At 72.3% G+C, this 23,275-nt stretch carries 23 protein-coding genes; 13 read left to right on the top strand and 10 right to left on the bottom strand.

The genetic code is table 11. From position 1 onward, the window contains the following. Positions 1-76: 76 nt before the first annotated feature. The gene (locus tag C9992_RS07210) at positions 77-823 is read right to left on the bottom strand and encodes a winged helix-turn-helix domain-containing protein (protein WP_106814911.1); all 747 of its coding nucleotides are present in this window, start codon (positions 821-823) and stop codon (positions 77-79) included. Between the two features lie 602 nt (positions 824-1,425). On the opposite strand from C9992_RS07210, the gene C9992_RS07205 reads away from it, so the two are divergent. From C9992_RS07205 to C9992_RS07190, 4 genes are all read left to right on the top strand, one after another. Continuing rightward, positions 1,426-1,719, top strand: a complete 294-nt coding sequence (locus tag C9992_RS07205) for a GNAT family N-acetyltransferase (RefSeq protein ID WP_106814910.1) — start codon at positions 1,426-1,428, stop codon at positions 1,717-1,719. Positions 1,720-1,814: 95 nt separating this feature from the next. Next, entirely contained in the window at positions 1,815-2,054 is a 240-nt protein-coding gene (locus C9992_RS07200; protein ID WP_106814909.1) for a hypothetical protein, read from the top strand. Position 2,055: 1 nt separating this feature from the next. Further along, entirely contained in the window at positions 2,056-2,718 is a 663-nt protein-coding gene (locus tag C9992_RS18350) for a hypothetical protein (RefSeq protein WP_235008098.1), read from the top strand. Between the two features lie 92 nt (positions 2,719-2,810). Next, positions 2,811-3,260 (top strand): DUF1622 domain-containing protein, encoded by a 450-nt coding sequence (locus C9992_RS07190; RefSeq protein ID WP_106814908.1) that lies wholly within the window; start codon positions 2,811-2,813, stop codon positions 3,258-3,260. Between the two features lie 7 nt (positions 3,261-3,267). Here C9992_RS07190 and C9992_RS07185 read toward each other — a convergent pair whose 3' ends face one another. The 4 genes from C9992_RS07185 to C9992_RS07170 all read right to left on the bottom strand — a co-directional run bounded on the left by C9992_RS07185 (position 3,268) and on the right by C9992_RS07170 (position 5,439). Next, positions 3,268-3,489, bottom strand: coding sequence for a hypothetical protein (locus C9992_RS07185; protein ID WP_106814907.1), 222 nt, complete (start codon positions 3,487-3,489; stop codon positions 3,268-3,270). 111 nt (positions 3,490-3,600) lie between these two features. After that, the gene (locus C9992_RS07180; RefSeq protein ID WP_106814906.1) at positions 3,601-4,332 is read right to left on the bottom strand and encodes an alpha/beta fold hydrolase; all 732 of its coding nucleotides are present in this window, start codon (positions 4,330-4,332) and stop codon (positions 3,601-3,603) included. Between the two features lie 3 nt (positions 4,333-4,335). Then, a complete protein-coding gene (locus C9992_RS07175; RefSeq protein ID WP_106815308.1) occupies positions 4,336-4,896 on the bottom strand; it encodes a hypothetical protein in 561 nt (186 codons plus the stop codon). Between the two features lie 69 nt (positions 4,897-4,965). Next, entirely contained in the window at positions 4,966-5,439 is a 474-nt protein-coding gene (locus C9992_RS07170; RefSeq protein ID WP_106814905.1) for an 8-oxo-dGTP diphosphatase, read from the bottom strand. A 107-nt stretch (positions 5,440-5,546) separates the two neighbouring features. Between C9992_RS07170 and C9992_RS07165 the strand changes: the two genes are divergently transcribed. The 3 genes from C9992_RS07165 to C9992_RS07155 are packed head-to-tail and all read left to right on the top strand — an operon-like array spanning position 5,547 to position 9,913. Further along, positions 5,547-6,695, top strand: a complete 1,149-nt coding sequence (locus C9992_RS07165) for an exonuclease SbcCD subunit D (RefSeq protein WP_106814904.1) — start codon at positions 5,547-5,549, stop codon at positions 6,693-6,695. Further along, complete coding sequence (locus C9992_RS07160) at positions 6,692-9,724, top strand: AAA family ATPase (RefSeq protein WP_106814903.1); 3,033 nt, start codon at positions 6,692-6,694, stop codon at positions 9,722-9,724. Before C9992_RS07165 ends, C9992_RS07160 begins: the two co-directional genes overlap by 4 nt. Before the next feature lie 9 nt (positions 9,725-9,733). After that, the gene (locus C9992_RS07155; protein ID WP_106814902.1) at positions 9,734-9,913 is read left to right on the top strand and encodes a hypothetical protein; all 180 of its coding nucleotides are present in this window, start codon (positions 9,734-9,736) and stop codon (positions 9,911-9,913) included. Between the two features lie 4 nt (positions 9,914-9,917). Here C9992_RS07155 and C9992_RS07150 read toward each other — a convergent pair whose 3' ends face one another. Continuing rightward, complete coding sequence (locus C9992_RS07150; RefSeq protein ID WP_106815307.1) at positions 9,918-10,475, bottom strand: phosphorylase family protein; 558 nt, start codon at positions 10,473-10,475, stop codon at positions 9,918-9,920. Positions 10,476-10,566: 91 nt separating this feature from the next. Between C9992_RS07150 and C9992_RS07145 the strand changes: the two genes are divergently transcribed. After that, positions 10,567-12,102, top strand: a complete 1,536-nt coding sequence (locus C9992_RS07145; protein ID WP_106814901.1) for an MFS transporter — start codon at positions 10,567-10,569, stop codon at positions 12,100-12,102. A 26-nt stretch (positions 12,103-12,128) separates the two neighbouring features. Here C9992_RS07145 and C9992_RS07140 read toward each other — a convergent pair whose 3' ends face one another. After that, positions 12,129-13,613, bottom strand: coding sequence for a lipase maturation factor family protein (locus tag C9992_RS07140; protein WP_106814900.1), 1,485 nt, complete (start codon positions 13,611-13,613; stop codon positions 12,129-12,131). Between the two features lie 144 nt (positions 13,614-13,757). After that, positions 13,758-15,236 carry a phytoene desaturase family protein gene (locus tag C9992_RS07135; RefSeq protein WP_106814899.1) on the bottom strand — a complete coding sequence of 493 codons (1,479 nt, stop codon included), beginning with the start codon at positions 15,234-15,236 and terminating at the stop codon, positions 13,758-13,760. 198 nt (positions 15,237-15,434) lie between these two features. On the opposite strand from C9992_RS07135, the gene C9992_RS07130 reads away from it, so the two are divergent. Next, positions 15,435-16,013, top strand: coding sequence for a hypothetical protein (locus C9992_RS07130; RefSeq protein WP_106814898.1), 579 nt, complete (start codon positions 15,435-15,437; stop codon positions 16,011-16,013). A gap of 27 nt (positions 16,014-16,040) precedes the next feature. Here the strand turns inward: C9992_RS07130 and C9992_RS07125 are convergent, their stop codons facing one another. Further along, positions 16,041-18,119, bottom strand: a complete 2,079-nt coding sequence (locus tag C9992_RS07125; RefSeq protein ID WP_106814897.1) for an NAD(+) synthase — start codon at positions 18,117-18,119, stop codon at positions 16,041-16,043. A gap of 219 nt (positions 18,120-18,338) precedes the next feature. Between C9992_RS07125 and C9992_RS18345 the strand changes: the two genes are divergently transcribed. The 4 genes from C9992_RS18345 to C9992_RS07110 all read left to right on the top strand — a co-directional run bounded on the left by C9992_RS18345 (position 18,339) and on the right by C9992_RS07110 (position 22,376). Beyond that, positions 18,339-18,833: a hypothetical protein gene (locus C9992_RS18345; RefSeq protein ID WP_235008096.1), complete on the top strand. Its 495-nt coding sequence runs from the start codon at positions 18,339-18,341 to the stop codon at positions 18,831-18,833. Then, a complete protein-coding gene (locus tag C9992_RS18340; protein WP_235008094.1) occupies positions 18,794-19,183 on the top strand; it encodes a hypothetical protein in 390 nt (129 codons plus the stop codon). Before C9992_RS18345 ends, C9992_RS18340 begins: the two co-directional genes overlap by 40 nt. 88 nt (positions 19,184-19,271) lie before the next feature. Continuing rightward, positions 19,272-21,986: a TM0106 family RecB-like putative nuclease gene (locus C9992_RS07115; RefSeq protein WP_235008092.1), complete on the top strand. Its 2,715-nt coding sequence runs from the start codon at positions 19,272-19,274 to the stop codon at positions 21,984-21,986. A 69-nt stretch (positions 21,987-22,055) separates the two neighbouring features. Continuing rightward, a complete protein-coding gene (locus tag C9992_RS07110) occupies positions 22,056-22,376 on the top strand; it encodes a DUF3467 domain-containing protein (RefSeq protein WP_106814896.1) in 321 nt (106 codons plus the stop codon). Positions 22,377-22,566: 190 nt separating this feature from the next. On the opposite strand, the gene upp is transcribed toward C9992_RS07110, so the two are convergent. After that, a complete protein-coding gene (gene upp / locus C9992_RS07105; RefSeq protein WP_106814895.1) occupies positions 22,567-23,199 on the bottom strand; it encodes a uracil phosphoribosyltransferase in 633 nt (210 codons plus the stop codon). Positions 23,200-23,275: the final 76 nt, after the last annotated feature.

Here is a 23,275-nt window from a genome sequence, read left to right as displayed (position 1 = left end):
CCCCTTGTGCCTCGACCATGCCCCGGCATGCTCGCGCGACCGTGGCAGCCTCGGCAGGCGGCGAGACGGGCGCGGATCAGAAGCGGTCGGGCGAGGGCGTGCCGTGGCCGTAGCGGATCACGACGTCGGCGTGACGGTCGAACCGGTACCCGACCCCGCGGACGGTCCGGACGATGTCCTCGTAGCGCCCGAGCTTGGCGCGCAGGCGGCGCACGTGCACGTCGATGGTGCGCTCACCGGGAGCGTCGTCGTCCGACGCGCCCTGCCACAGCGAACTCACCAGTTCGGTGCGCTCGATGGTGCGACCCTCACGCAGCACGAGGTACTGCAGCAGCTCGAACTCCTTGAACGTGAAGGCGGCAGACTCGCCGTCGATGAGCACGCGCTTGCGGGAGATGTCGACGACCACGCCGCCGCCGGCGGGATCCTCGTCCTCGGGCTCCTCCTGCTTGGTGCGCGCGACGGCCGACGGCTCGTGAAGCGCGAGTCGCACGACGTCGACGTCGCGGCCTCCGGAGCCGACCGGCGCGAGCGCGACGGTGGCGTACGTCTCCGCCGACGGAGCCAGCTCGGCGAGGGTGCGACGCAGCGCGTCGACGAGGACGCCGAGATTCACACCGGATGCCGCGGCCTTGGCCTCGTCGATGCCGACGTACAGGGCGAAGCCGCGCGGCGCGGTCCCTGCGGGCAGTGCGCGGCCGGCAGGCTGGGCCGACGCAGCTGGCGCGGCGGCCGGCTCGACGCGAGCGGGGTGATCGATGGCCCGCAGGTGGCGGACGGGGGCGGTGGTGGCGGGGCGGTCGAGAAGGGCGGTGGTCGACATGATGATGGTCCTTGCGGGAGGAACCCGGATGGCGGAGACCGGGTTGGATGTGCTGCGGCCCTGGTCGTCGGAGGCGAGAAGGCCGGCGGCCGGTAGCGGCCTGTGCCCGACGTTGGGCGATGTGCGAAGCGGATCCGGGTGCGCGTGATCGACGCACGAAACCGGTGCTTCGGGGGACTCCCTGCGATCCGTGCCCGCGGACGGGCGTCAGGAACCAGTGCGGAGAGGGGGTCCGACGGGGGTCACCGTGCTAGTGGCACATTCGACAACACATGGCAACGCGACCGGCCATCATCATGCCGGCAGTCCTGTTCGCCTCCCGGGCGGACAGATACAGCGCGTTGTCAGTCATGTGGCCGATTATTACCGACTCTGTCGGAATACGTCAAATCGCACGGCTGCCCCGGCTCGATCGTTGCGGAATATGACAGATTGCTCAATCCGCGATGCCGTCCGCCCCGCCGACCTCGCCGTGGACGAGGGAAGCCGAGGCGCGGCGGCCGACGGCCCGTCCTCGAACGCCCCCGGGAGGCTGCTGAACGATCGCCGCGACATCCCTTGCGGTGCGGCCTCGCGAGGTCTGACGGGCGTAGCCTGTGCGGGTGACCGAGCTGCGCTTCACGAATGAGACGGATTCATCGCGCTACACACTGCACCGGGGAGACGACCTGGTGAGCGTGCTCGACTACCGCGACGACGGACGCACGGTGGCGATGACCCGCGCCTACACCATCCCCACCTTCCGCGGACACGGCTATGCCGGAGAGCTCGTCGCGCGCGCCGTGACGGAGCTCGAGCAGAGCGGCGATCGCAAGGTCGTGCCGGTGTGCTGGTACGTCGCGGACTGGTTCGACGCGAACCCCGCTCACCGCAGCATCCTGTCGCCGCGCTACTGACGGCGCACGGCGGCACCGTCCGCCGATGCTTGTCAACCCCATGTCACCCGGGCCGCCGCCGGGGGAGGCTGGGGGTGGACGAGAGGAGCACGCCCATGGATCGTGATCGGTCGACCGATCAGAACGTCCCCGACGGCGTCATCGACGCCGACCCCGCCGGCGCTTGGGAGCCCGTCGACGACCAGGAGTCGCGCGAGCAGAGTGCGGCGCAGAGCGAATCGGAGCTGCTGACGGATGCCGCGCTCCAGCCGGACGACCCGGTCGAGGGCGAGGCCGCACGGCGCGGCGCGGACCCCGACATGGCGACGGACACCGGACGAGGGGAGGAGCCCTGAGATGAGCACGACAGGCAACGAGTTCGAGCAGCCGGGAGTCAACTATCCCGATCGCGAGGATGCCGCGGGCGCGGCCGAGACGCCCGCGGAGGGCGAGCCGACGCGTGAGGAGCAGCCGGCGGCGCCGGCCATGGGGGAGCCGGATGCCGACGCACGACCGGCCGGAACATGGACCGAGGCCCCCGAGCAGGGCGGTGGCGCACCAGAGGCGACGACGGATGCCGGCGCCGCGCCGGCAGGCTCCCAGCAGCAGACGGCCCCGACGGGTGCTGCTGCCACCGGCCCGTCGGAGGGCGCGCTCAGCGGCGAACCGAGCCATGAGGCGGTCGGCATCGGAGTCATCGACGGCGCCGATCACCATGGCAGCGATGAGGGGCGCGACACCATGACGGTCAGCGAGGCGCAGCAGACCAGAGGGGGCCTCGGCACCGAGCAGGAGCAGCGCCTCCCCGCGATGTCGCAGAACAACGCCTCGGACCTCGAGAAGGTCACCGGCATCGTGGCGCAGACGCGGCAGGACATCGGTACGGAGCCGATGGAACGGATCGCCGAGGTGCTGCGACAGCGCTTCGACCAGGCCGGCGTCGAGCTTCCCGACAGCGACGTGCAGGAGCTGGCGCGTCAGGTCTCCACCGGCGACGCCGACAGTCCGCAGGCGTCCTGACGACGGGCACCGGGCGGTCGTCTCGAGCGACCGCCCGATGCCCGGCCGCGAATCGCCGCGCAGCAGCGGTGACGCGGCCCTAGGCTGGGCGCGTGCACACGGAGGCCCTCTTCACCGCCGTCGCCGTCGGGTTCGAGGTGATCGGCGCGGCCGCCATGATCATCGGCTTCGTCATCGCGCTCGTGCTGGGGGCGCGCTCGCTCCTGCGGGGCGACGGCGGGCAGAAGGCCTTCAGCGTGCTGCGCACGACGCTCGGCGGGGCGATCCTGCTGGGCCTGGAAGTGCTCGTGGCAGCCGACCTCATCCGCACGATCACGTCGAAGCCGTCGCTGGAGGATGCCGCGATCCTGGGCCTGATCGTCCTCATCCGGACGGTCCTGTCGATCTCGATCCAGATCGAGATCGAGGGAACCCTGCCCTGGCGCCGGGCGCTGCTGCGCAGCGGCGGACAGGTGATCGGTGACGCGGTGGCACGTGACGCGGCTGCTCAGCGGACCGACCGCCCCCTCTCGGGGAGCGCTGCCGGCGACCAGCAGCGCTGACGACGGTTCAGGCCACCGCGCAGGCCGCGGTGCACTCCTCCTGCGTCCGCAGGCCGATCGGGCGCGGCCATCCGGCCCGCTGGGGGCGTTCGGCGGCGCGGGCGGCGGTGATGCGATGGGGCCGGGTGACAGCGCTCCGCTCGCGCATCGAGACCAGCAGCGCATGCTCGCGCTGCAGGGCCAGGGTGTCGTGGTGGTACTGCTGTTCGGCGGCGAAGACAGCGAACATGTTTCCTCCGTTGGTTGCGACAGGGTGAAACCTACGCGGGGGTTCCGACATTGCCGCCCGGGGAGCGTTTGGCAGGAATCCACCGCCAAGGGGCAGTGCGGCGGTGTTCGTTCAGGGGGACTCGGCGAACCGGCGGATGAGGCGTGCGGAGGGAGCGGCATCCCGGATCATCGTTTCGTGGCCATGGCCGGGAACCTCCGCCAAGCGACCGTCGGGGAGGCCGTCGGCCACCCGCCGGCACCAGTCCTGGGGCGCGACCAGATCGTCCTCGCCGCGCAGCACGAGCGCGGGAACGTGCACGCGCGACAACACGTCCTCGGGACGGTGCACGAGCATCGCGCGGAACTTCGCACGCAGCCTCGGACCGGCTCGGACGTACTCGCGGGCGCCGCGTGCGATCACGCGAGGGCTCTCGATCGCGATGTCGCGCAGTAGGCGCCACAGCTGGCGCGGAGCCGTCCGTGCCGACGGGTCGACGGTGGGGCCGATCAGCACGATGCGCTCGGTGACCGCGGGATGCCGCACGGCGACCTCGAGCGCGACCTGGGCGCCCATCGAGTGCCCGACGATCACCGCGGGGGTGCGCACGCGGGCGCGCAGGTAGGCGGCCACGAGGTCCGCCGTGCGCTCGATCGTGAGCACGCGTTCTGGTTCGGGTGCTTCGCCGTACCCCGGCAGGTCGAGGGCGATCACCTCGCTGCCGTGGAGCTGGTGCGCCAGCTCGCCGAAGACCGTGCGCCCCATGCCGATGCCGTGGACGAGCACGAAGACGGGGTGACCCCGTCCCCGCCGCTCGGCGACGATCGTCGCGCCGGCGTGCGCGAACTCCTCGACGTGGGCCACGGATCAGGAGGCGCCCGTCTCGTCGCGCAGCCCCACCCGGTCCGGGATGGCGAAATGCACCTGGGGCAGCCACGACGACGGCTCCGGCCACGGGCGCGAGGCCGGCAGTGCACGCAGGCGCGCGCGCAGCGCGGATCCGGATGCCTCGACCGGCAGCACGCGGGAGGGCGCGTGATGTGCGAGCGCCCCGAGCCACCAGTGCCGCCACGTGTCTTCGATCGCCTCCGGCCCGGCCACGACGTAGTAGTCGGGCATGACGGCCTCTCCGGAGGCGAACAGCGACAGCAGCGTGTCGACCTCGATCTCGAGTGTGCCCAGGGTCGCACGCTCCTCATAGAGCTCGACCCACGCCGCCGCGACGTGCTCGAGAGGGTCGGCGTCATGGATCACGTACGGCGTCGATGCGGAGGCCACCAGATGCGCGGCGACGGCCGGCTCGGCCTCGCGCAATGACAGCGCGACGAGGGCGGGAACGTCGGCGAGGCCGGTCAGGAGCCCGTCGCTGTCGGCTCCGACCAGCGCCACGACGGTGGGACGTGGTGCGGTGTCTGCGATGTGCGCCATGCTCCACGATACGTCGAACGAGGCGGCATCGGCCGGCATCCGGCGCGGGGTGGCGGCTGCTTCCCGGGCTCACTCCGCGGTCAGCACGACGGTGGCCAGATCGGCGCCGAACGTGAAGCGGGCGTCGACGGTGCCGCCGCGCAGCACGCCGGGAAGCCAGCGGGACGCGTCATCCCACATGCGCGCGTAGGGCACGGCATCCAGCGCATACCAGCGCGGGGTGATCTCATCGGTCTCGACCGGCTCACCGGCCCACCGACGGCAGACGAACACCGTCGACCGCTGCGACCAGGCAGGCCGCGTGGGGAAGTGGTAATCGATGGCGCCCGCCAGGTGCAGATCGGATGCCTCGATCCGCACGCCGACCTCCTCGCGCACCTCGCGGACAGCGGCGTCGTGGGCCGATTCGCCGGGGTCGAGCTTGCCGCCGATGCCGACGATCTTGCCCTGTCCGAGCCCCGTGCGCTTGTCGCCCAGCAGCACCTCCATGCCGGAGGCGCCGCGCCTGATCAGGTAGACGACGCAGACCTCGGGCAAGGACATGGCACCGAGGCTACGCGGTCCGGCGCACCGGACGCACAGGCGATGCTGTCGCCGCGAACGCGGCCTGCCTCGCGGGGGATGTCGGGAGCGGAACGTACGGTGTCTGCATGCGGATCCTGCATACCTCGGACTGGCACATCGGGCGGTCGTTCCACGGCCACGCCACGCTCGATGCGCTGCGCGGTGTGCTGGACGCGCTCACGGCGCAGGTGCGCGAGCACGGGGTCGACGCGGTCATCGTGGCCGGCGACGTCTTCGACTCCGCGACCCCGGCGGCGGGTGCTTACACGCTCCTCACCGATACGCTCGGCGCCCTGGCCGACACGGGCGCCACCGTCGTGGTCACCAGCGGCAACCACGACTCGGCGGCACGACTGGGATTCCAGTCGTCGCTGCTGCGCGACGGCGTGCACGTCGTCACCGACCCGGCAACGGTCGGCACGCCGATCACGGTGGCGGACGAGCACGGACCCGTGCATATCTACGGCATCCCCTACCTCGAGCCGGTGCTGCTGCGCGCCACGTGGCCGGGCGTGCGCTCGCACGCCGAGGTGATGGGTCACGCCATGAACCTGGTGCGGGCGGATGCCGCGGCCCGGGGCGGCCGCACCGTCGCCGTCGCGCATTGCTTCGCGGCGGGAGTGGAGCCCACCCCGCACCTCGAGCGCGACATCCAGCAGGGTGGCCTCGACATCGTCCCCCTCTCGACGTTCGACGGGGTGGACTACATGGCACTGGGCCACATCCACGGGCGTCAGCAGCTGTCCCCCCGCGTGCGCTACGCCGGCGCCCCGCTTCACTACAGCTTCGACGAAGGCCACAAACCGCGCGGCTCGTGGCTGGTGGACCTCGACGCCGACGGACTCGACCGGGTGGAGTGGCTGCCGCTGCCCGTGCCGCGCACCCTCACGACGCTCCGCGCGACGCTCGACGAGCTGCTGAGCGAAGAGCGGTTCATGGCCCACGCCGCGGACTGGATCCGCGTCGAGTACACCGACCCGCTGCCCCAGCGCGATCCGATGCGACGTCTGCTGTCGCGGTTCCCGCACTGCGCCGAGGTGCGTCACGCACCCGCGGTCACGGCCGCCGGCGACGCCCGTACCTACACCCAGCGCGTCCGCAGTGCACGCAACGACGCCGAACTCGTCGACGCGTTCCTCGCCCACGTCCGCGACGGGGAGGGCGCGTCCCCGCGCGAGGCCGAGTTCATCGGAGAACTCCTCGACCAGCGCACGCGGGTGGAGGCGACCGCGTGAGACTTCATCGGTTGGAGCTCACGGGGTTCGGGCCCTTCCGCGAGCGGCAGATCGTGGATTTCGAGTCCTTCGAAGCCGACGGCATCTTCCTGATCACGGGGCGTACCGGCGCCGGGAAGTCGAGCATCCTCGACGGCGTCTGCTTCGCCCTCTACGGCACCGTGCCGCGCTACGAGACGGGCGACAAGCGCCTGCGCAGCGACCACTGCGAGCCGGAGGATCCCACCGAGGTGCGACTGGAGTTCACCGTCGCCGAGCGGCGGTGGCGCGTCACGCGCGCCCCCGAATATCTGCGCCCCGCCCGCCGCGGCGGCGGGCTCACCGCCGAGCCGACACGGGCCGAGCTGGAGGAGCTCGTCGACGGCGTGTGGGTCGGGCGCGCAGCCAAGCCGCGGGATGTCGGCCTGGTGCTCGACGAGGTGCTGGGCCTGAACGCGCAGCAGTTCCAGCAGGTCATCCTGCTGGCCCAGAACCGGTTCTCGCGCTTCCTGCTCGCGTCAGGTGGCGAGCGTCAGGCGCTGCTGCGCGCCCTGTTCGGCACCCGACGCTACGAGGAGTACGCCCGCGAGCTCGGAGAGCGCAGCAAGGCCGCCCAGCAGGAGCTCGACGCTCTCGGTGAGCGCGCCCGCACGCTGTTGGATCAGGGGGAGCGCCTGATCCGCGCCGGCGACCTCGTCAGCGAACCCGCCGAGGGGGAGGAGCCGACGGCGGACCTGGCCACGCGGCGCGCCGGTATCGAGTTGGGCGAGCAGCGCGCGGCGTACCGGCTCGACACGCTGGTGCGCGAACGTGCCGCCGCCGATGATGCTCGCGCCGCTGCCGAGACGGCCCACGCGTCCGCGGTCGCGCTGGCCAAGGCGCAAGAAGAGCTGGCACGGTCCCGCGCCCGCATGGCGGCCCTCGAGGCCGAGGGCGAGCAGATCGCGAAGGACCGCGTACACCTCACGCGGGCTCGGGCGGCCGAGCTCCTGCGAGCGCCGCTGGAGGCCGCCGATCGCGCCGGACGCGAAGCCCGCTCCGCCGCATCGGCGGCCGCGGACGCGGGCGCGGCGTGGGAGCGCGTCGCCGCGCAGGCCGGCGTCTCGTCGGCGGACGAGCTTTCGGCCGTGGTCGAACGCCTCACCGGAGAACTGGCGACATGGGTCGCCGCCGCGGGGCAGGAGAGTGCGCTCGCTGCCGGCGAAGCGGAGCTCAGCGAAGCGCACGCGGCCGCAGATCGGCTGGCCGCCGACCTGCAGAGGCTGGACGAACAGCGCGCGGCGGTCCCCGCGGAGCTCGCGCGCCTGGCCGACGAGCTCGAGGAGCAGCGCGAGGCGGCCGCGCGACGGGACGCCGCGCGCGCTCACCACGACGAGCTGACACGCCGTCTGCACGCTGCGGAGAGCGCCGAGCACCTGGCGGAAGCGCTCCGCGAGGCGGAGCGTGCGCACCGGGATGCCGCCACCGAGGCCGCAGAGGCCGCGGCGACGGTCGCGCAGCTGCTGCAGCGCCGGCTCGACGGGTACGCCGGCGAACTGGCGGCCACGCTGAGCGACGGCGAGCCGTGCGCGGTCTGCGGTGCGACCGCCCACCCGGCGCCCGCGGAGCCCTCGCACGAGCCCGTGACCGACGACATGCTCGCGGCTGCCGAGGCCGCCCGTGACGCGGCATCCCGTCGCGAACGGACGGCAGCCGACGCGGCGCGCGCCGCCCGCGAACGGCATGCGGAGGCTGCCGCGCGAGCCGGGGGTGAGAGCGCGCAGACGCTCAGCGCACGACACGAAGCGGCGACCCAGGAGCTCCGGACCGCCGAAGAGGCGGTGCAGCGACGCGAGGCCCTCGCGCTGCGGCACGCCGAGCTGGCCGCGCTGGATGCCGAAGCCGAGGCGGCGCGCACGGCGCTGGCCGAGCAGCTGGCGGACGCCCGCACCACGATCGCCGGGCTGGCGGCGACCGTGGAGGCGGCGCGCGGGGTGGTGGCGCAGGCGCGAGGAGACTTCGCGAGCGTGGCCGAGCGCGTCGCGGTCGTCACGAGCGTCCGCGACGCGGCGAAGGCCGCGGCGGACGCCCGCGCGGAAGCGGATCGTGCGGCCGCCCGGGCGGAGCAGGCGCGCGCCGACGCGCAGGCGCGGGTCGCAGCATCCGTGTTCGCCGACGCCGACCAGGCGTCCGCAGCCTTGCGGACGGCGGATGAGACCGAGGCGCTGGCGAGGCGGGTCGCCGAGCACGACGCGCAGCGCGCGGCGATCAAGGCGCGGCTGCTGGAACTCGAGCTGGAGCTGGCCGGGGCTCCCGAGGAGCCGGTCGACACCGCGGCGACGCAGGCCGCCCTGGCCGCCGCGGACGACGTCCGGACGGCGGCGGTACGCGCCGAGCGCGACGCGCAGACGCTCGTGACGACCCTCCGCGACCTCGCGGTTCAGATCGACGACGCGTACGCGGGTGTGGCCGCACGCGCCGAGGAGGCGGCCGCGCTCGCGCGCCTGGCCGACACGGTGGCCGGTCGCGCGCCGAACACGATGAAGATGGACCTCGAGACCTTCGTGCTGGCCGCCGAGCTCGAAGAGATCGTCGCCGCCGCGAACGTGCGTCTGAGCGACATGTCGTCCGGCCGGTACCGGCTGCAGCACACCGACGCGCGCGCCGCACGCGGTGCGGCATCGGGCCTCGGCCTCGAGATCGTCGACGCGTTCACGGGACAGGCCCGTCCCGCGCAGTCGCTCTCGGGCGGCGAGACGTTCCTCGCCTCACTCGCCCTCGCGCTGGGGCTCGCCGAGGTGGTGACCGCCCGGTCCGGCGGGGTGCGGCTGGACACCCTCTTCGTCGACGAGGGCTTCGGCTCGCTCGACGACGAGACGCTCGAGCTCGCGATGCGCACGCTCGACGAGCTGCGCCAGGGCGGGCGCACGGTCGGGGTCATCAGCCACGTCGCGGCCATGAAGGAGCAGCTACCGGCCCAGCTCGCCGTCGAAGCCACCGCCGAGGGACCCAGCGTGATCCGGCAGGGGACGGTCGCGCGGGTGGGCGGCGCTGCGGCTGCGCTTCGTTAGGCTGAAGGCGTGAACAAGAGCACGGTGTGGACGGTGGTCGGCGTCATCGCCGCCATCGCCATCGCATGGGCCCTGGTCGACGTGCTCTTCTCGCTGCTGTGGTTCATCGGCAAGCTCGTGATCGTCCTCGTCGTCGCGGCCATCGTGTTCTTCGCGTTGCGGGCGGTGTTCTCGCGCCGCAGCGAGTGACGGCTCAGACGCCGTAGTCGGAGCGGATCCGCTCGCGCAGCTGATGGCTGCAGGCGGTCACGGCCGCATGCCAGTCGGTGATCGCGCCGTCCTGGGCTCGATCCGAGACGGCCTTGAGCACACGGATGGGAACGCCGAAACGCTGCGCCACCCAGATGTACGCATACGTCTCCATGTCGACCAGGCCCGCGCCCAGCGGGCGGATCACCGCCACCGCCTCGGCATCGTCGACGAAGTGGTCGCCTGTCGCGATCACCACGCCGTCCCCGTCGAGGTCGACTCGCGCCGGCAGTGACACATGCTGTCCGACGATGCCGTCGATGTCGGTGACATCGTGCTGGATGGCACCGGCGATCTCGTAGACGGATGCCTCCAGCCGGGCATCGATCGCGCCCGCCGTCCCGACCACCACGACCTCCTCGTACGTCGCCGCATCCAGCGCCCGCGTCAGCGCGTACGTCGCCTGCAGCTTGCCAGGCCCGGTGACGAGGCGATCGAATCCGGGCAGCTCGTCGGGGAAGGCGACGAGCTCCGAGGCGAGGGCGGCGACGAGAAGTCTCACCCCGCCATCCTCCCAGTTCCGCCGCAGGTCCGGGCGTCGCGCGGCGCCGCGGCGGGCCGGGATGCCGGCGATCCGGGTTAGCCTGGGCACGATGACCGAGACCGAGCCGCAGCCGCCGTCGGCCGCGCGCGCGGCCGTGCCGACCACCACCGCCGTCATCCCGCTGTCGCCGGGAGCCCGTTGGCGTGCGTTCTGGGTGTGCGTGTCGGTCGCGGCCATCACGATCCTCGACATGACGAAGGTCAACGTCGCGCTGCCGTCCATCGGCGAGGTGCTCGACGCCGGGTCCACCGAGCTGCAGCTGATCGTGTCGGGATTCGTCCTGACGTTCGGGCTCGTGCTGGTTCCGATGGGCCGCCTCGGTGACCAGCGGTCGCGCCGAACGCTGTTCGTCGTGGGCCTGTCGCTGTACACGTTGACGAGCATCGCCTGCGCGCTGGCGCCCACCGGCGAGTTCCTGCTGGTCGCGCGGCTCCTGCAGGGCGTGGCCGCCGGCATCCAGATGCCACAGGTGCTGGGCATGGCGCAGGAGCTGTTCCAGGGGAAGGAGCGGGCACGGGCCTTCGGACTGTTCGGCGCGACGATCGGCATCGCCACCGCCTTCGGCCCCACCCTCGGCGGCCTGCTCATCGCGCTGGGGGGTCCGACCGACGGCTGGCGGCTGATCTTCTGGATGAACGTGCCGCTGTGCCTGGCCGCCATCGCGCTGGCCCTGTGGCTGCTCCCCGAGACGCGGACGCGTTCACATCGGCCGGTGCAGCTGGACCCGATCGGCGTGCTGCTGTTCGGCGCCAGCGTCGTCTCGCTGATGTGGCCGTTCCTGTTCACGACCGGTGCCCCCACCGACAATCCGGCCCGCTGGTGGCTGCTGGTCGCCTTCGCGCTGTTCGTGTCCGCCTTCGTCGCGTGGGAGCGCCGGTACGCCTCGCGGGGCCGAAACCCGCTCATCCCGCTCGCTCTGTTCCGCATCTCGTCGTACCGCAACGGCACGCTGCTGCAGGCCGCGTACTTCACCGCGACGCCCGCCATGTTCCTCGTCACGACCCTGTTCCTGCAGATCGGCCTCGGACTGGAGCCGGTGTACGCCGGCATGGTCTCGATCGGGTTCGCGCTCGCCAGCGCCGTCACCTCGTGGATCGGCGGCAACCTGGTCAGCACGCACGGCCGCGTGGTGGTCGTGTGGGGTCTGGTGGGCGTGCTGCTGTGCGGGGGCGGGCTCGTGCTCACCGCGCTCTACACCGACCCCACCTGGACGCCCTACGTCGCGGCGGCCGTCATGACGCTGGGCGGCGCGGGGGGCGGCCTCGTGATCTCACCGAATCAGGCGCTGACGCTCGGCGACATCCCGGTCAAGCAGGGAGGTCTTGCCGGCTCGGTCGGCCAGTTGGGGCAGCGCATCGGCGCCGCTGTCGGCACGGCGGTGGCACTGTCGCTGTTCTACGCGGCGATCTATCGCGAGTCCGGGTCGCACGACGATCTCGTCGTGTACCACGATGCGTACGCGTTCGGGATGCTGTCGGTCGGTGTCTTCCTGGCCCTCGCCTTCCTCGTCTCGATCGTGGATCTCACCGCGCGTGCTCGAAAGCGCGCCGCGCCCTCCGACGCCGCAGGACCGCCCACCCCCTGACGCACGGCATCCGGAGCTGTGCGGCGTCAGCGTCGCAACGCGACCGGTCCCAGTACCGGGCGGCGGCGGTCGCGCACCCATCGGGCGCGGGTGGCACGGTACTCCGCTCGCGTCGTGAACCGGTAGCGGTACGAGACCGCACGCACCCAGGTGGGCCGCTCACCCGCGAAGGGATCGTGATCGAGCAGGGCGAGGGTCGCGGCATCCGCTTCCAGCAGCTTCACCAGGAATGCGGTGAACCACTCGTCGAGCGATCGCCCCAGCGGCAGGAACCACATCAGCCAATCCAGCCGCAGGTGGTAGGGCGCGTACTGCCGCGGGATCCGTCTCACATCGCCCGGCTTCCCCTTGAAGCCGTATTCGCGCCAGGTCGCGGCATCCGGGTCGTCGTCGGTGGTTCCCTCGACGACGATCTCGATGCGCTCCTTCGTCACCGTCCCGAAGGCGCCGTACGCGTTGGCGAGCTGCCAGCGGTTGAACGAGGCGTTCATCAGCTGCCTGCGGGCGAACAGATTGCGCAGCGGCGCCCAGCTGAGCACCACGTACAGCCCGCCGACGGCGCACGTCACGATGATCCAGGGCAGCGGGACGCCGTCGATGACCCACGGCGGCGCATCGTCCGGCGCACCGGCCGGGGCGCCGATGCCCGGCAGGCCGATGGCGGAGAACGCCAGCACGATCGTCATCCAGTTCAGCCAGGCGAAGTTGCCCGTCATCACGAGCCATGCCTGCGTCGCGATCACGATCATCGCCGCCACCGCCCCGATGATCGCCGGCACCGGCCCGGGCAGCAGAAGGCCCAGCAGCGGTGCGAACAGGAACCACGGCACGATGAGCTGGGCGACGTGGTTGCCCACCACCTCGAGCCGGTGGAACCAGCGCGGCAGCAGGTGCGCCTGCCGGCTGAGCGGCCCCGGCATGGGCTGCGTCTCGTGGTGGTACATGAGCGCCGTGAGGTCGCGCCACTCCCGGCCGCCGCGGATCTTGATCATGCCGGCGCCGAACTCGAGCCGGAACACCAGCCACCAGAACAGCACGATGACCACGGTGGTCGGCGGCTGATCGTTCGAGCCGAGGAACGCCGCCAGGAAGCCGGCCTCCAGCAGCAGCATCTCCCAGCCGAACCCGTAGAACGTCTGGCCGATGCTGGTGATCGACATGTAGCCGAACCACAGCGCGAGGAAGCACAGCATCGGCACCCACGGCGGCCCCAGCTGCGGGATGCCGGCGACCAGCGCCCCCGCCACCACGATGCCCGCTGTGCACAGGCCGACCAGTCGCCGGTCGGTGTATCGCACGTAGCGGAACACCGTCGGGTGCAGCAGCCGGCCCGCCCGCGGCGAGGACCGGACCCACTCGAGCAGCTCGGGCGCCGGAAGCAGGCCGCGCTCACCCAGCAGTGGCCGGAACTGGTTCACCGTCGACACGAACGCCACGACGTACAGCGCGGCGATGCCCCGCTGCAGCACGTGCCGCGCGAACTCGAAGTCCACGGCAGCGAACCCGTTCATCGGCGCCGTCTCCCGCCCCGTGCGCCCCGGCCCGGCGCCGCAGGCGCGGTCAAAACTCCGCAGAATCGTCCCGGTTCCCCGCGATTCGGACGTGCCCGAACCACCGGAGCCCCGGTTTTGAGGAGTTCGGGCCGCGGGACCATGTCAGCTCCTCGCGAAGAGGTCCTCGAGCTCGAGGCGCTCGCCGTGGCCTCGACGCGCCGCGTCGCGGAGCGCCTGGCGCGCCGCGAGCCAGCCCGGCATGCCGGTCACACCGGGACCGGGCGGTGTGGCGGCCGACGCCAGATAGACGCCGTGCAGGGGTGTTCGCCACGGGGTGGGCGAGACGACCGGCCGCCGGAACGCTTGGGCGAAGGTGAACGCGCCGCCCAGGATGTCGCCACCGACGTCCGCCGGATTGAACTCCGCTCGCTGGGCCGCCGTCATCGCGTGGCTCGCGAGGATGACGTGCCGGAACCCGGGGGCGAAGCGCTCGACCTGGCGCACCACGAGCTCCGTCGGGTCGAGCGTGGATGCCGCGGGCACGTGGATGTACGCCCACAGCACGTGCCGCCCCTCCGGCGCCCGCGTGCCGTCGAGCACCGTCGGCTGCACCGCGAGCACGTAGGGCCGGTCCGTCATGGTCCCGCGGGCGACGGCGTTCTCGCTCGCCTCGATCTCTTCCCGCGTGCCGCCGAGGTGCACGGTGGGCGCCAGCGCCACGTCGGGATGCGCCCACGGCACCGGACCGCTCAACGCGAAGTCCACCTTGGCCGCGGCGGGCCCGTACCGATAACACCGGATGGCACGGGCGTACCGCGCCGGCAGCTCGGGATGTGTCAGCAGCAGGCGCGGTGTGGTGTCGAGCAGCAGCAGGTCTCCGGCATCCGGATCGCCCCAATCGAGGTCTTCGAGGGACGACACCCGCGCACCGGTCTGGATGCTGCCCCCGTGAGCCCGCAGGTCATCGGCCAGCGCGTCGGCGATCGCCTGGGCGCCGCCGCGGGGGAACGCCCACCCGTCGGCCGCGTGCGCGTGCGCGGCGAGGAAGAGCCCGGATGCCGCCGAACCGAGCGACGGCAACGGCGTGTTCGCGTGCGCCAGCACGCCGGCCATCAAGGCGTTCGCCTCTTCGCCGGTGAAGGTGCGCCGTCCGAGCCGCGTGCCGAGCTGAAGGGTGCGCAGGCCGAAGCGCAGGGTGGTGATCGGATGCCGCGGCCATCGCAGCAGCTGCGATCCGGCGAAGTCGACCACCTCGCCGAGATGTCTGCTCAGCGGCCGGAGCACCGCACGCCAGGCCCGGCCGTCGGGGCCCAGCGCGTCGGCGGTGCGTTCGATGTCGCGCCACGCGATCGCGGCGCGGCCGCCGTCCAGGGGCTGCGCGTAGGACGCGAGCGGGTGGATCCATCCCACACGCTCGTGGATGCCGAAGGCGCGGAGGAAAGGCGAGCTCAGGGCGGCCGGATGCACGGCCGACCCGACGTCGTGGCGGAAACCGGGGAGGGTGAGGGCCGCCGTCCGCGTGCCGCCTCCGACCGTGGACGATGCCTCGAGCACGCGCACCTCGTACCCGGCGCGCGCGAGCGCGACGGCGGCGGACAGCCCGTTGGGCCCGCTGCCGACGACAGTCGCACGCCTGGCCATCTGCCCATCCTTCCACCGGCGTGCAGCCTCTCGCGTGGAGGTTGACAACCGCGCCGAGGTGGAGGCATCCGTCCCTTTCTCAGCCGCCCCGGTGCTCGGCCGATCCCGCCGCGTGCCGGGCGAGGCTGCGCGGCCCTTCCTCGGCGCGGGGTGCGGCGAGAGGATGGGGATGCGGACGGACCGCGAAGGAGGCGGATCATGCAATCGGTGCTTCTCGAGACGCCGGCAGGTGTCGTGGCGCGGCTCGGTTGGGATCCCAAGGTCACCGAGCACGATCGCAAGCGGCTCCTGGCCAAGGAGATCGTGGCGGCACGGCTGGGCGTGGAGCCGAAGGACGTGCGTGTCGAGCGTGAGGCGCCGGGCACATTCGGCTTCCATACGCAGCTGATCGCCGAGGTCGGCGGGCGGGAGGTGCCCCTGAAGATCCGCAACGCGAACTTCCGGGCGGCCACCGTCGTGGCGGTGGCGGAGCCCTCGGTCCCGCTCGGGCTGGACCTCCGCGACGCGCATCCCGACGACACCGAGGTGCACATCATGAAGCGCCACTCGCACCTGTTCGACGAAGACGATCTCGCCAAGCTCATCGCCCACTGGACCCGGGTGCAGGCCGTGCGGGATGCCGACGGCCGGGGTGCGCGCGTCGCCGCCGATCATGTGCGGCTGGACAGCCCGCTGGTGAAGGGGTGGATCCCCGACCGGAAGGTGCGGTACCACCTCGCCGATCTCTCCCGCGACGGCTGGATCATCACCCTCGCGTACGCGCAGGCGCCCGCCTGAGTCCCACTCCGTCCGGTGCGCGGGGGACTACTCCTCGACGAGCTCGGGGAGGGCGGCCTTCAACTCGGCCAGCCATGCCCGCGCGTTCCCGTCCGACGGCGCACGCCAGTCGCCCCGCGGGGAGAGGGAGCCGGCGGGTGAGACCTTGGGTCCGTTGGGAATCGCCGAGCGCTTGAACTGCGCGAAGGCGAAGTAGCGCTGCAGGAAGACCTGCAGCCACTTCACGATGGTCGGCAGATCGTACGCGTAGCGGTCGTCCTCGGGGAATCCGGGCGGCCAGGCGCCGGCATCCTTGTCGCTCCACGCGTGTGCGGCGAGGTATGCGATCTTCGAGGGCCGGTAGCCGAACCGCAGCACGTGATACAGCGTGAAATCGTGGAGGGAGTAGGGTCCGATCCGGTCCTCCGTGGACTGCATCTTGCCGTCCTGCCCCGCCGGGACGAGCTCGGGAGAGATCTCGGTGTCGAGGACGGACTGCAGCACCTCGCGGGCGCGATCGCTGAGCTCGGTCGACCCGCCCTCGTCGCCGCGGTGCGAGATCACCCACCGGATGACGTGCTGGATGAGGGTCTTGGGCACGCCGGCGTTCACCGCGTAGTGGCTCATGTGGTCGCCGACCCCGTACGTGGCCCAGCCGAGCGCGAGCTCGGACAGGTCCGACGTGCCGATCACCATGCCACCGTGATGGTTCGCCAGCCGGAACAGGTAGTCGGTGCGCAGGCCCGCCTGCACGTTCTCGAACGTGATGTCGTGCACCGGATCGCCCTCGGCGAAGGGGTGGCCGAGCTGCTCGAGCATCTCGGTCGCGGCCGGCCGGATGTCGATGGTCTCGATCGACGCGCCGATCGCCTCGGCCAGCGCGATGGCGTTGGACTTGGTGTGGTCGCTGGTCGCGAACCCCGGCATCGTGTAGGCGAGGATGTCGCGGCGCGGCCGCCCCATGAGGTCCATGGCGCGCGCCACCACGAGCAGCGCGTGCGTGGAATCCAGCCCGCCGCTGACCCCGATCACCGGCTTCGGGCCGCCGATCGCGCGCATGCGCTGCACGAGCCCGGACACCTGGATGTTGAACGCCTCGTAGCAGTCCAGCGCAAGACGCTCGGGGTCGTCCGGCACGAACGGGAACCGGTCGAGGTTCCGTCGCAGCCCGATGTCGACGCGGGGAGGGTCGAGCTCGAAGTGGACGGTGCGGAAGCGGGCATCCGATCCCTCGGCGCGGCGGTTGTCGTCGAACGTCCCCTGGCGCAGGCGGTCCTGGCGGATCCTGTCGAGGTCGACATCGGCCACGGAGCGGCGCGGCCCGTCCGGGAAGCGCTCGGTCTCGACCAGCAGATTGCCGCCCTCGTAGATCATGGTCTGCCCGTCCCACGACACGTCGTTCGTGGACTCGCCCGCACCCGCCGCGGCATACGCGTACCCGGCCAGGCAGCGCAGCGACTGGGACTGGCACAGATCCTTGCGGTCCTCCGCACGCGCGATCGTGATGGGGCTGCCGCTGAGGTTCAGGAGCACCGTCGCCCCGGCGAGAGCGGCGTGCGACGACGGCGGGATCGGCACCCACACGTCCTCGCACACCTCGGCGTGCACCACGAGCCCCGGCACGTCGAGCGCCTCGAACAGCAGGTCCGGTCCGAACGGGGCCTCCAGGCCCCCGACGCGGATGTCCTGCCCTGCCTGGTCGTCGCCGGGCGCGTACCAGCGGCGCTCGTAGAACTCGCGGTAGGTCGGCAGATACGACTTGGGCGCCACGCCGAGCAGCTCGCCGCGGTGGATCACGACGGCGCAGTTGTACAGGCGGTTGCGGTGCCGCAGCGGGGCTCCGACCACCAGCATGGGCAGGAGATCGACGGATGCCTCGACCAGGTTCGCGACGGCGGCCTCGACGGCGTCCAGCACCGGGTCCTGCATCACGAGGTCATCGATCGCGTACCCGGTCAGGCACAGTTCCGGGAAGACCGCGACGGCGACCCCCTCGGCGTCGCACTCCCGCGCCGTCGCCAGCACCGCGTCGGCGTTGGTCGCCGGGTCGGCGATCGACAGCGGAATCGTGCAGGCCGCGACGCGGGCGAACCCGTGGCGGTACGCGCTCTCGAAGGGCAGGCTCATGCGCTCCAGTCTGGCAGGTGCGCCCGTTCGCGCGCCGGGGGTTGCGCTCACGCCCGAGTCCGTCGTCGGACCGCGCTCCTGCGTCGACCCGTCGCCCTCGGCCGCCGCCCGGCTCGGTTTGTGCGGAGAACACGCCGCTAACCCCGCACCGATAACGGCGTGTTCTCCGCACAAACCGCAGGGGGTGCCGACGCCGGGGCAGGGTCGGGGCGGCAGGGCATGCGATACATCGAGGACGAAGGCCGGATCGTCTGGAGCGCGAGCGACCTCAAGGCCGCCGCGGAATGCGAGTTCGCGTGGCTGCGCGCGATCGACGCCCGACTCGGCCGCGTCGCGGCGGTCGAAGAGCCCGAAGACCTCACCCTCGAGCGCGCCGGCCGGCTCGGCACCGTGCACGAGCGTCAGGTGCTCGCCGACTACGTCGCGCGGTTCGGCGACCGGGTGGTCCAGATTCCCGAGACGCGCTCGTCGGATGCCGTGGCGCTGGCCGATGCGGTCGCGCGCACGAACGCGGCGCTGGCCTCCGACGCCGAGGTGGTCTACCAGGCGGCCTTCGCCACCGACGAGTTCGTCGGGTTCGCGGACTTCCTCGTGCGCGATCCTTCGGCGGGTTCCGGGGCCGCCCGGCCCTGGCTCGTGCAAGACACGAAGCTGGCGCGCGGGTCACGGCCCTCATGCAGCTGGCGGCATACGTCGATCAGCTCGACCTGCTAGGCGTGCCGCGGTCACCGCGGGTGCAGCTGCTCTGGGCGACGGCAGCGTCAGCGAGCACGAGGTCGACGACCTCCTCCCTGTCTTCCAGCTGCGGCGCGCGCGCCTGGCCGCCCTCATCGCCGACCGGCGTCTGGACCTGGGCGCGGGAGACGATCGCCTGGGGCGACCCGCGCGGCGAACTCGGGGTCGTCGCGTGCGGACGCTGTGCGACCTGCGACGCCGAGGTGGTGGCATCCCGCGATCTGCTGCTCGTGGCCGGCATGCGCCCGGTGCAGCGCGAGCGGCTGCGCGCGGCGGGCGTCACGACGATAGAGCAGCCCGCCGACGCCCCCGCGGGCCCGCAGGCATGAACCTGACGTACGCTGTCGCTGGCACCCGCGCGGCTGCAGTTGAGAGCCCGGCACGCCGCCGTCAGGTTCCTGACCGCCCGCCGCCGTCGTGGCTGCCGCGGCGGTCGCCGTCGGCGCGTCGGCGACGACGACGGAGTCCGATGCCGCGCACCTCGGCTTCGCGCAGCTGGTCGAAGAAGCGGGTGCCGCGCCCGACACCGCGCCGCCGGTGCCGGTGTACGAGGTGGTGGCGCCCCAGGCGCTCGGGGCGCTGCCCCGCCCCGACCACGGCGACCTGTTCTTCGACTTCGAGGGCGACCCCCTGCACACCGAGCCGCCGCTGCCCGGCCAGCCGACGCAGTGGGGGATCGACTATCTGTTCGGCTGGGTCGACACACGGGAGCAGTACACGGCGCTGTGGGCGCACACGTTCGCCGACGAGAAGCGCGCGCTCGAGACCTTCCTCGACATCGTCAACCTGCGCCGGCAGCAGTACCCCGGCATGCACATCTACCACTACGCGCCCTACGAGCCCACGCATCTGCTGGCGATGGCCGCCCGGCACGGCGTGCGCGAAGCCGACGTCGACCGGCTGCTGCGCGACGGCGTCTTCGTCGATCTGTACCCGGTCGTCCGTCGCGCGCTGCGCGTGGGATCCCGCTCGTACTCGATCAAGAAGCTCGAGCCGCTGTACATGGGCCACGAGGTGCGCACCAGCGACGTCCAGAAGGGCGACGACTCGATCGTGCGGTATGTCGAGGCGCGCGCGCTGCAGGCGGAGGGCGCCGGCGCCGAGGCGGCGCTGGTCTTCGAAGACCTGGCCGACTACAACCGGTACGACTGCGTGTCGACGCGCCGGCTGCGGGACTGGCTCGTCGACCGTGCCCGCGAGGCGGCGCTCGTCCCCTCGCCCAACCCGGAGCCCGACGAGCGCGGGTACGAGCCGTCCCCGCGCGCCGCGACGCTGGATGCCCTGGCGTCGGAGCAGCCGGACGATTCCGTCGCCGCCCGCTCGCTGCATCTGGGAGCGGCGGCCATCGACTACTACCCCCGGGAGGCGAAGTCCTTCTGGGCGACGCACTTCCTGCGTCTTCGCGAGCCGGTCTCCCTGTGGGACGACACACGCGACGTCGTGGTCGTCGACGCCACGCGCAGTCGTGTACGCGAGGACTGGCACTTCCCTGAGAGCGGGCGAGGCGGCGAACGGCGCATCGTCGAGCTGCGCGGCGACGTCGCCCCCGGCACCCGGCTGAGCGAGGGCACCAACCCGTTCGCCCTGTACGAGCTGCCGGCACCGTACCCGTTCGAGGCGTCGCCGCGATGGATCCACTCTTACCGATCGGTGACCGTCGTGGAGGTGCTCGACGACGGAGCCGTCATCGAAGAGACCGCCGTCGACGGTGTCACCTGGAGCGGACTGCCGCTCGCCCTGACGCCCGCCGCACCGCCGGCCGCCGGCAACCAGCAGGCGGCGATCGACGCGTGGGCGGATGCGGTGATCGCGGCGGCCCCTGAGCTGCCCGCCGACCCCGCCACCGACATCCTCTGCCGGCGCCCGCCGCGCACCCTGGCCGGCTCCCTGCCGGCGGGCGAGGGTGACCTCGTGGATGCCATCACCCGCGCGGTGCGCGACCTCGACCGCAGCTATCTCGCCGTGCAGGGTCCGCCGGGAACCGGGAAGACCTACGTCGGCTCGCACGTCATCGCTCGGCTGGTGCACGAGCACGGCTACAAGGTGGGCGTCGTGGCGCAGGGTCACGCCACCATCGAGCAGCTGCTGGAGCGGGTCGTCGCCGCGGGCGTGCCCGCCGCCCACGTGGGGAAGGCGCCGAAAGACCCGGACGCCGGGCACGGGTTCACGGTGCTGCCGAAGAACGGCGTGGCCGCGTTCGTGGCCGAGCACGAGGCATCCGGCTATGTCATCGGCGGCACCGCGTGGGACTTCAGCCACGAGGGGCGTGTTCCGCGCGGCAGCCTGGACCTGCTCGTCGTCGACGAGGCGGGGCAGTTCTCGCTCGCCTCGACGATCGCCGTCTCGCTGGCCGCGCCGCGCCTCCTGCTGCTGGGCGACCCGCAGCAGCTTCCGCAGGTGAGCCAGGGGACCCATCCTGCCCCCGTGGACACGTCGGCGCTCGGCTGGGTGATGGACGGCGCCGACGTCATCCCGCCGGACTACGGGTACTTCCTGGCGCAGAGCCGCCGCATGCGGCCGGAGGTCGCCGCCCCCGTCTCGACGCTGTCGTATCGCGGCGAGCTGGAGTCCCACCCGTCGGCGGCGCTGCGCCGGCTCGAGGGTGTCGCGCCGGGGCTGATCCCGGTGCCGCTGCGACACCACGGCAACGCGACGCAGTCCCTCGAGGAGGCGGACGAGGTCGCGCGGATCGTCGCCGACCTCGTAGGCCGGGACTGGATCGACGTCGTCGCCGGCGACGGCGACGCATCGCAGCCCGCGGCCCCGCGCCCGCTCGCGCAACGCGACCTCATCGTCGTCACCCCGTACAACGCGCAGCAGGTGGCCGTCGAGGCGGCACTGGCGGCGGCAGGTTTCCCCGATGTGCCGGTCGGCACCGTCGACAAGTTCCAGGGCAGGGAGGCCGCGGTCGCCATCCTCTCGCTGGCGGCCTCGAGCGGCCGTGAGGCACCGCGGGGCCTGGAGTTCCTGCTGCTGCGCAATCGGCTCAACGTGGCGATCTCTCGCGCGATGCACACGGCGTATCTGGTGTATTCGCCGGGGCTGCTCGACGATCTGCCGCACACGCCCGAAGGCGTGGCGCGGCTGAGCGGATTCGCCCGGCTCGTCGGCGGGCAGCCGGGCCCCGCGTAGACTCGCGCTCACGCCGCATCCCCCGGCGGCGCCGACACCGCGCCGGCGATCCGCCCGACAGGAGCCCGCATGCCCGACGACGCAGCGCAGCAGTTCGAGATCGACCTCCCGCCCGAGCTCATCGGCGGCGCCTACGCCGACTTCGCCAACGTCTGGCACACGCCCACGGTGTTCGTGATGGACTTCCTCACGCTGGCGCAGCCGCCGCGGGAACAGGTCGACGCCGAGACGGGCCAGCGCCACACCGTCGTGCCGGCCCGGGTCGTCAGCCGCATCCGCATCCCTCCGGACCAGGTGTTCGAGCTGGCGAAGGCGCTCACCCAGCAGCTGGAGTTCTGGGAGCGCGAGACCGGTCGCCGCAATTCGCAGGAGCCGCCGCTGGGCGACTGACGGCCGCGCCTCCACGCGACCCGAGAGACGAGCGGCCGCTAAGCGCCCGTTCCCGGCCTGTCAACCCCTTTGGGAGGCCGATCGCCCGGCACGTAGCCTTGCCACGCGCCCCAGAGGCGCACAGGCGCGGCATCCGTTCGGCGAGGGGCGGATGCCGCGTCGCTGCGCGCGGCGCCGCTCGCCTCCGGAGTCAGACGGTGCCGTACAGGCGGTCGCCGGCGTCCCCGAGCCCAGGCACGATGTAGCCCTTCTCGTTGAGGCGCTCGTCGAGCGCACCGAGCACCAGGGTGACGTCGCGGCCGTCGACCTGCTTCTCGATCGCCGCGACGCCCTCGGGCGCGCCGAGCAGGCAGATCGCCGTGACATCCTGCGCACCGCGGCGGAAGAGGAACTCGATCGCGGCGCCCAGCGATCCGCCGGTGGCGAGCATGGGGTCCAGCACGAAGCACTGGCGGTCGCTCAGGTCGTCGGGCAGGCGCTCCGCGTAGGTGGAGGGGACGAGCGTCTCCTCGTTGCGCACCATGCCGAGGAACCCGACCTCTGCCGTCGGGATGAGCTTGACCATCCCCTCGAGCATGCCGAGTCCTGCGCGCAGGATCGGCACCACGATGGGTCGCGGATCGCCGATCCGCACGCCGGTCGTCGTGGTGACAGGTGTCTGGATCTCGACCTCTTCGACGCGCACGTTGCGTGTCGCCTCGTAGGCGAGCAGAGTCACCAGCTCCTCGGTGAGCTGGCGGAACACCGGTGACGACGTGCGCTGGTCGCGCAGCACCGTGAGCTTGTGCGTGATGAGCGGGTGGTCGGCGACGTGCAGGCGCATACGCCCAGGTTAGTGTCCGGCCGCCCTTCCCCAGGACAGGTGTTCCGGCGACGACAGGTCCGTTTCCGGGCCGGCG

Source organism: Microbacterium timonense, assembly GCF_900292075.1.
GTDB lineage: Bacteria > Actinomycetota > Actinomycetes > Actinomycetales > Microbacteriaceae > Microbacterium > Microbacterium timonense.
This window is presented reverse-complemented; position numbering and strand designations above follow the sequence as displayed.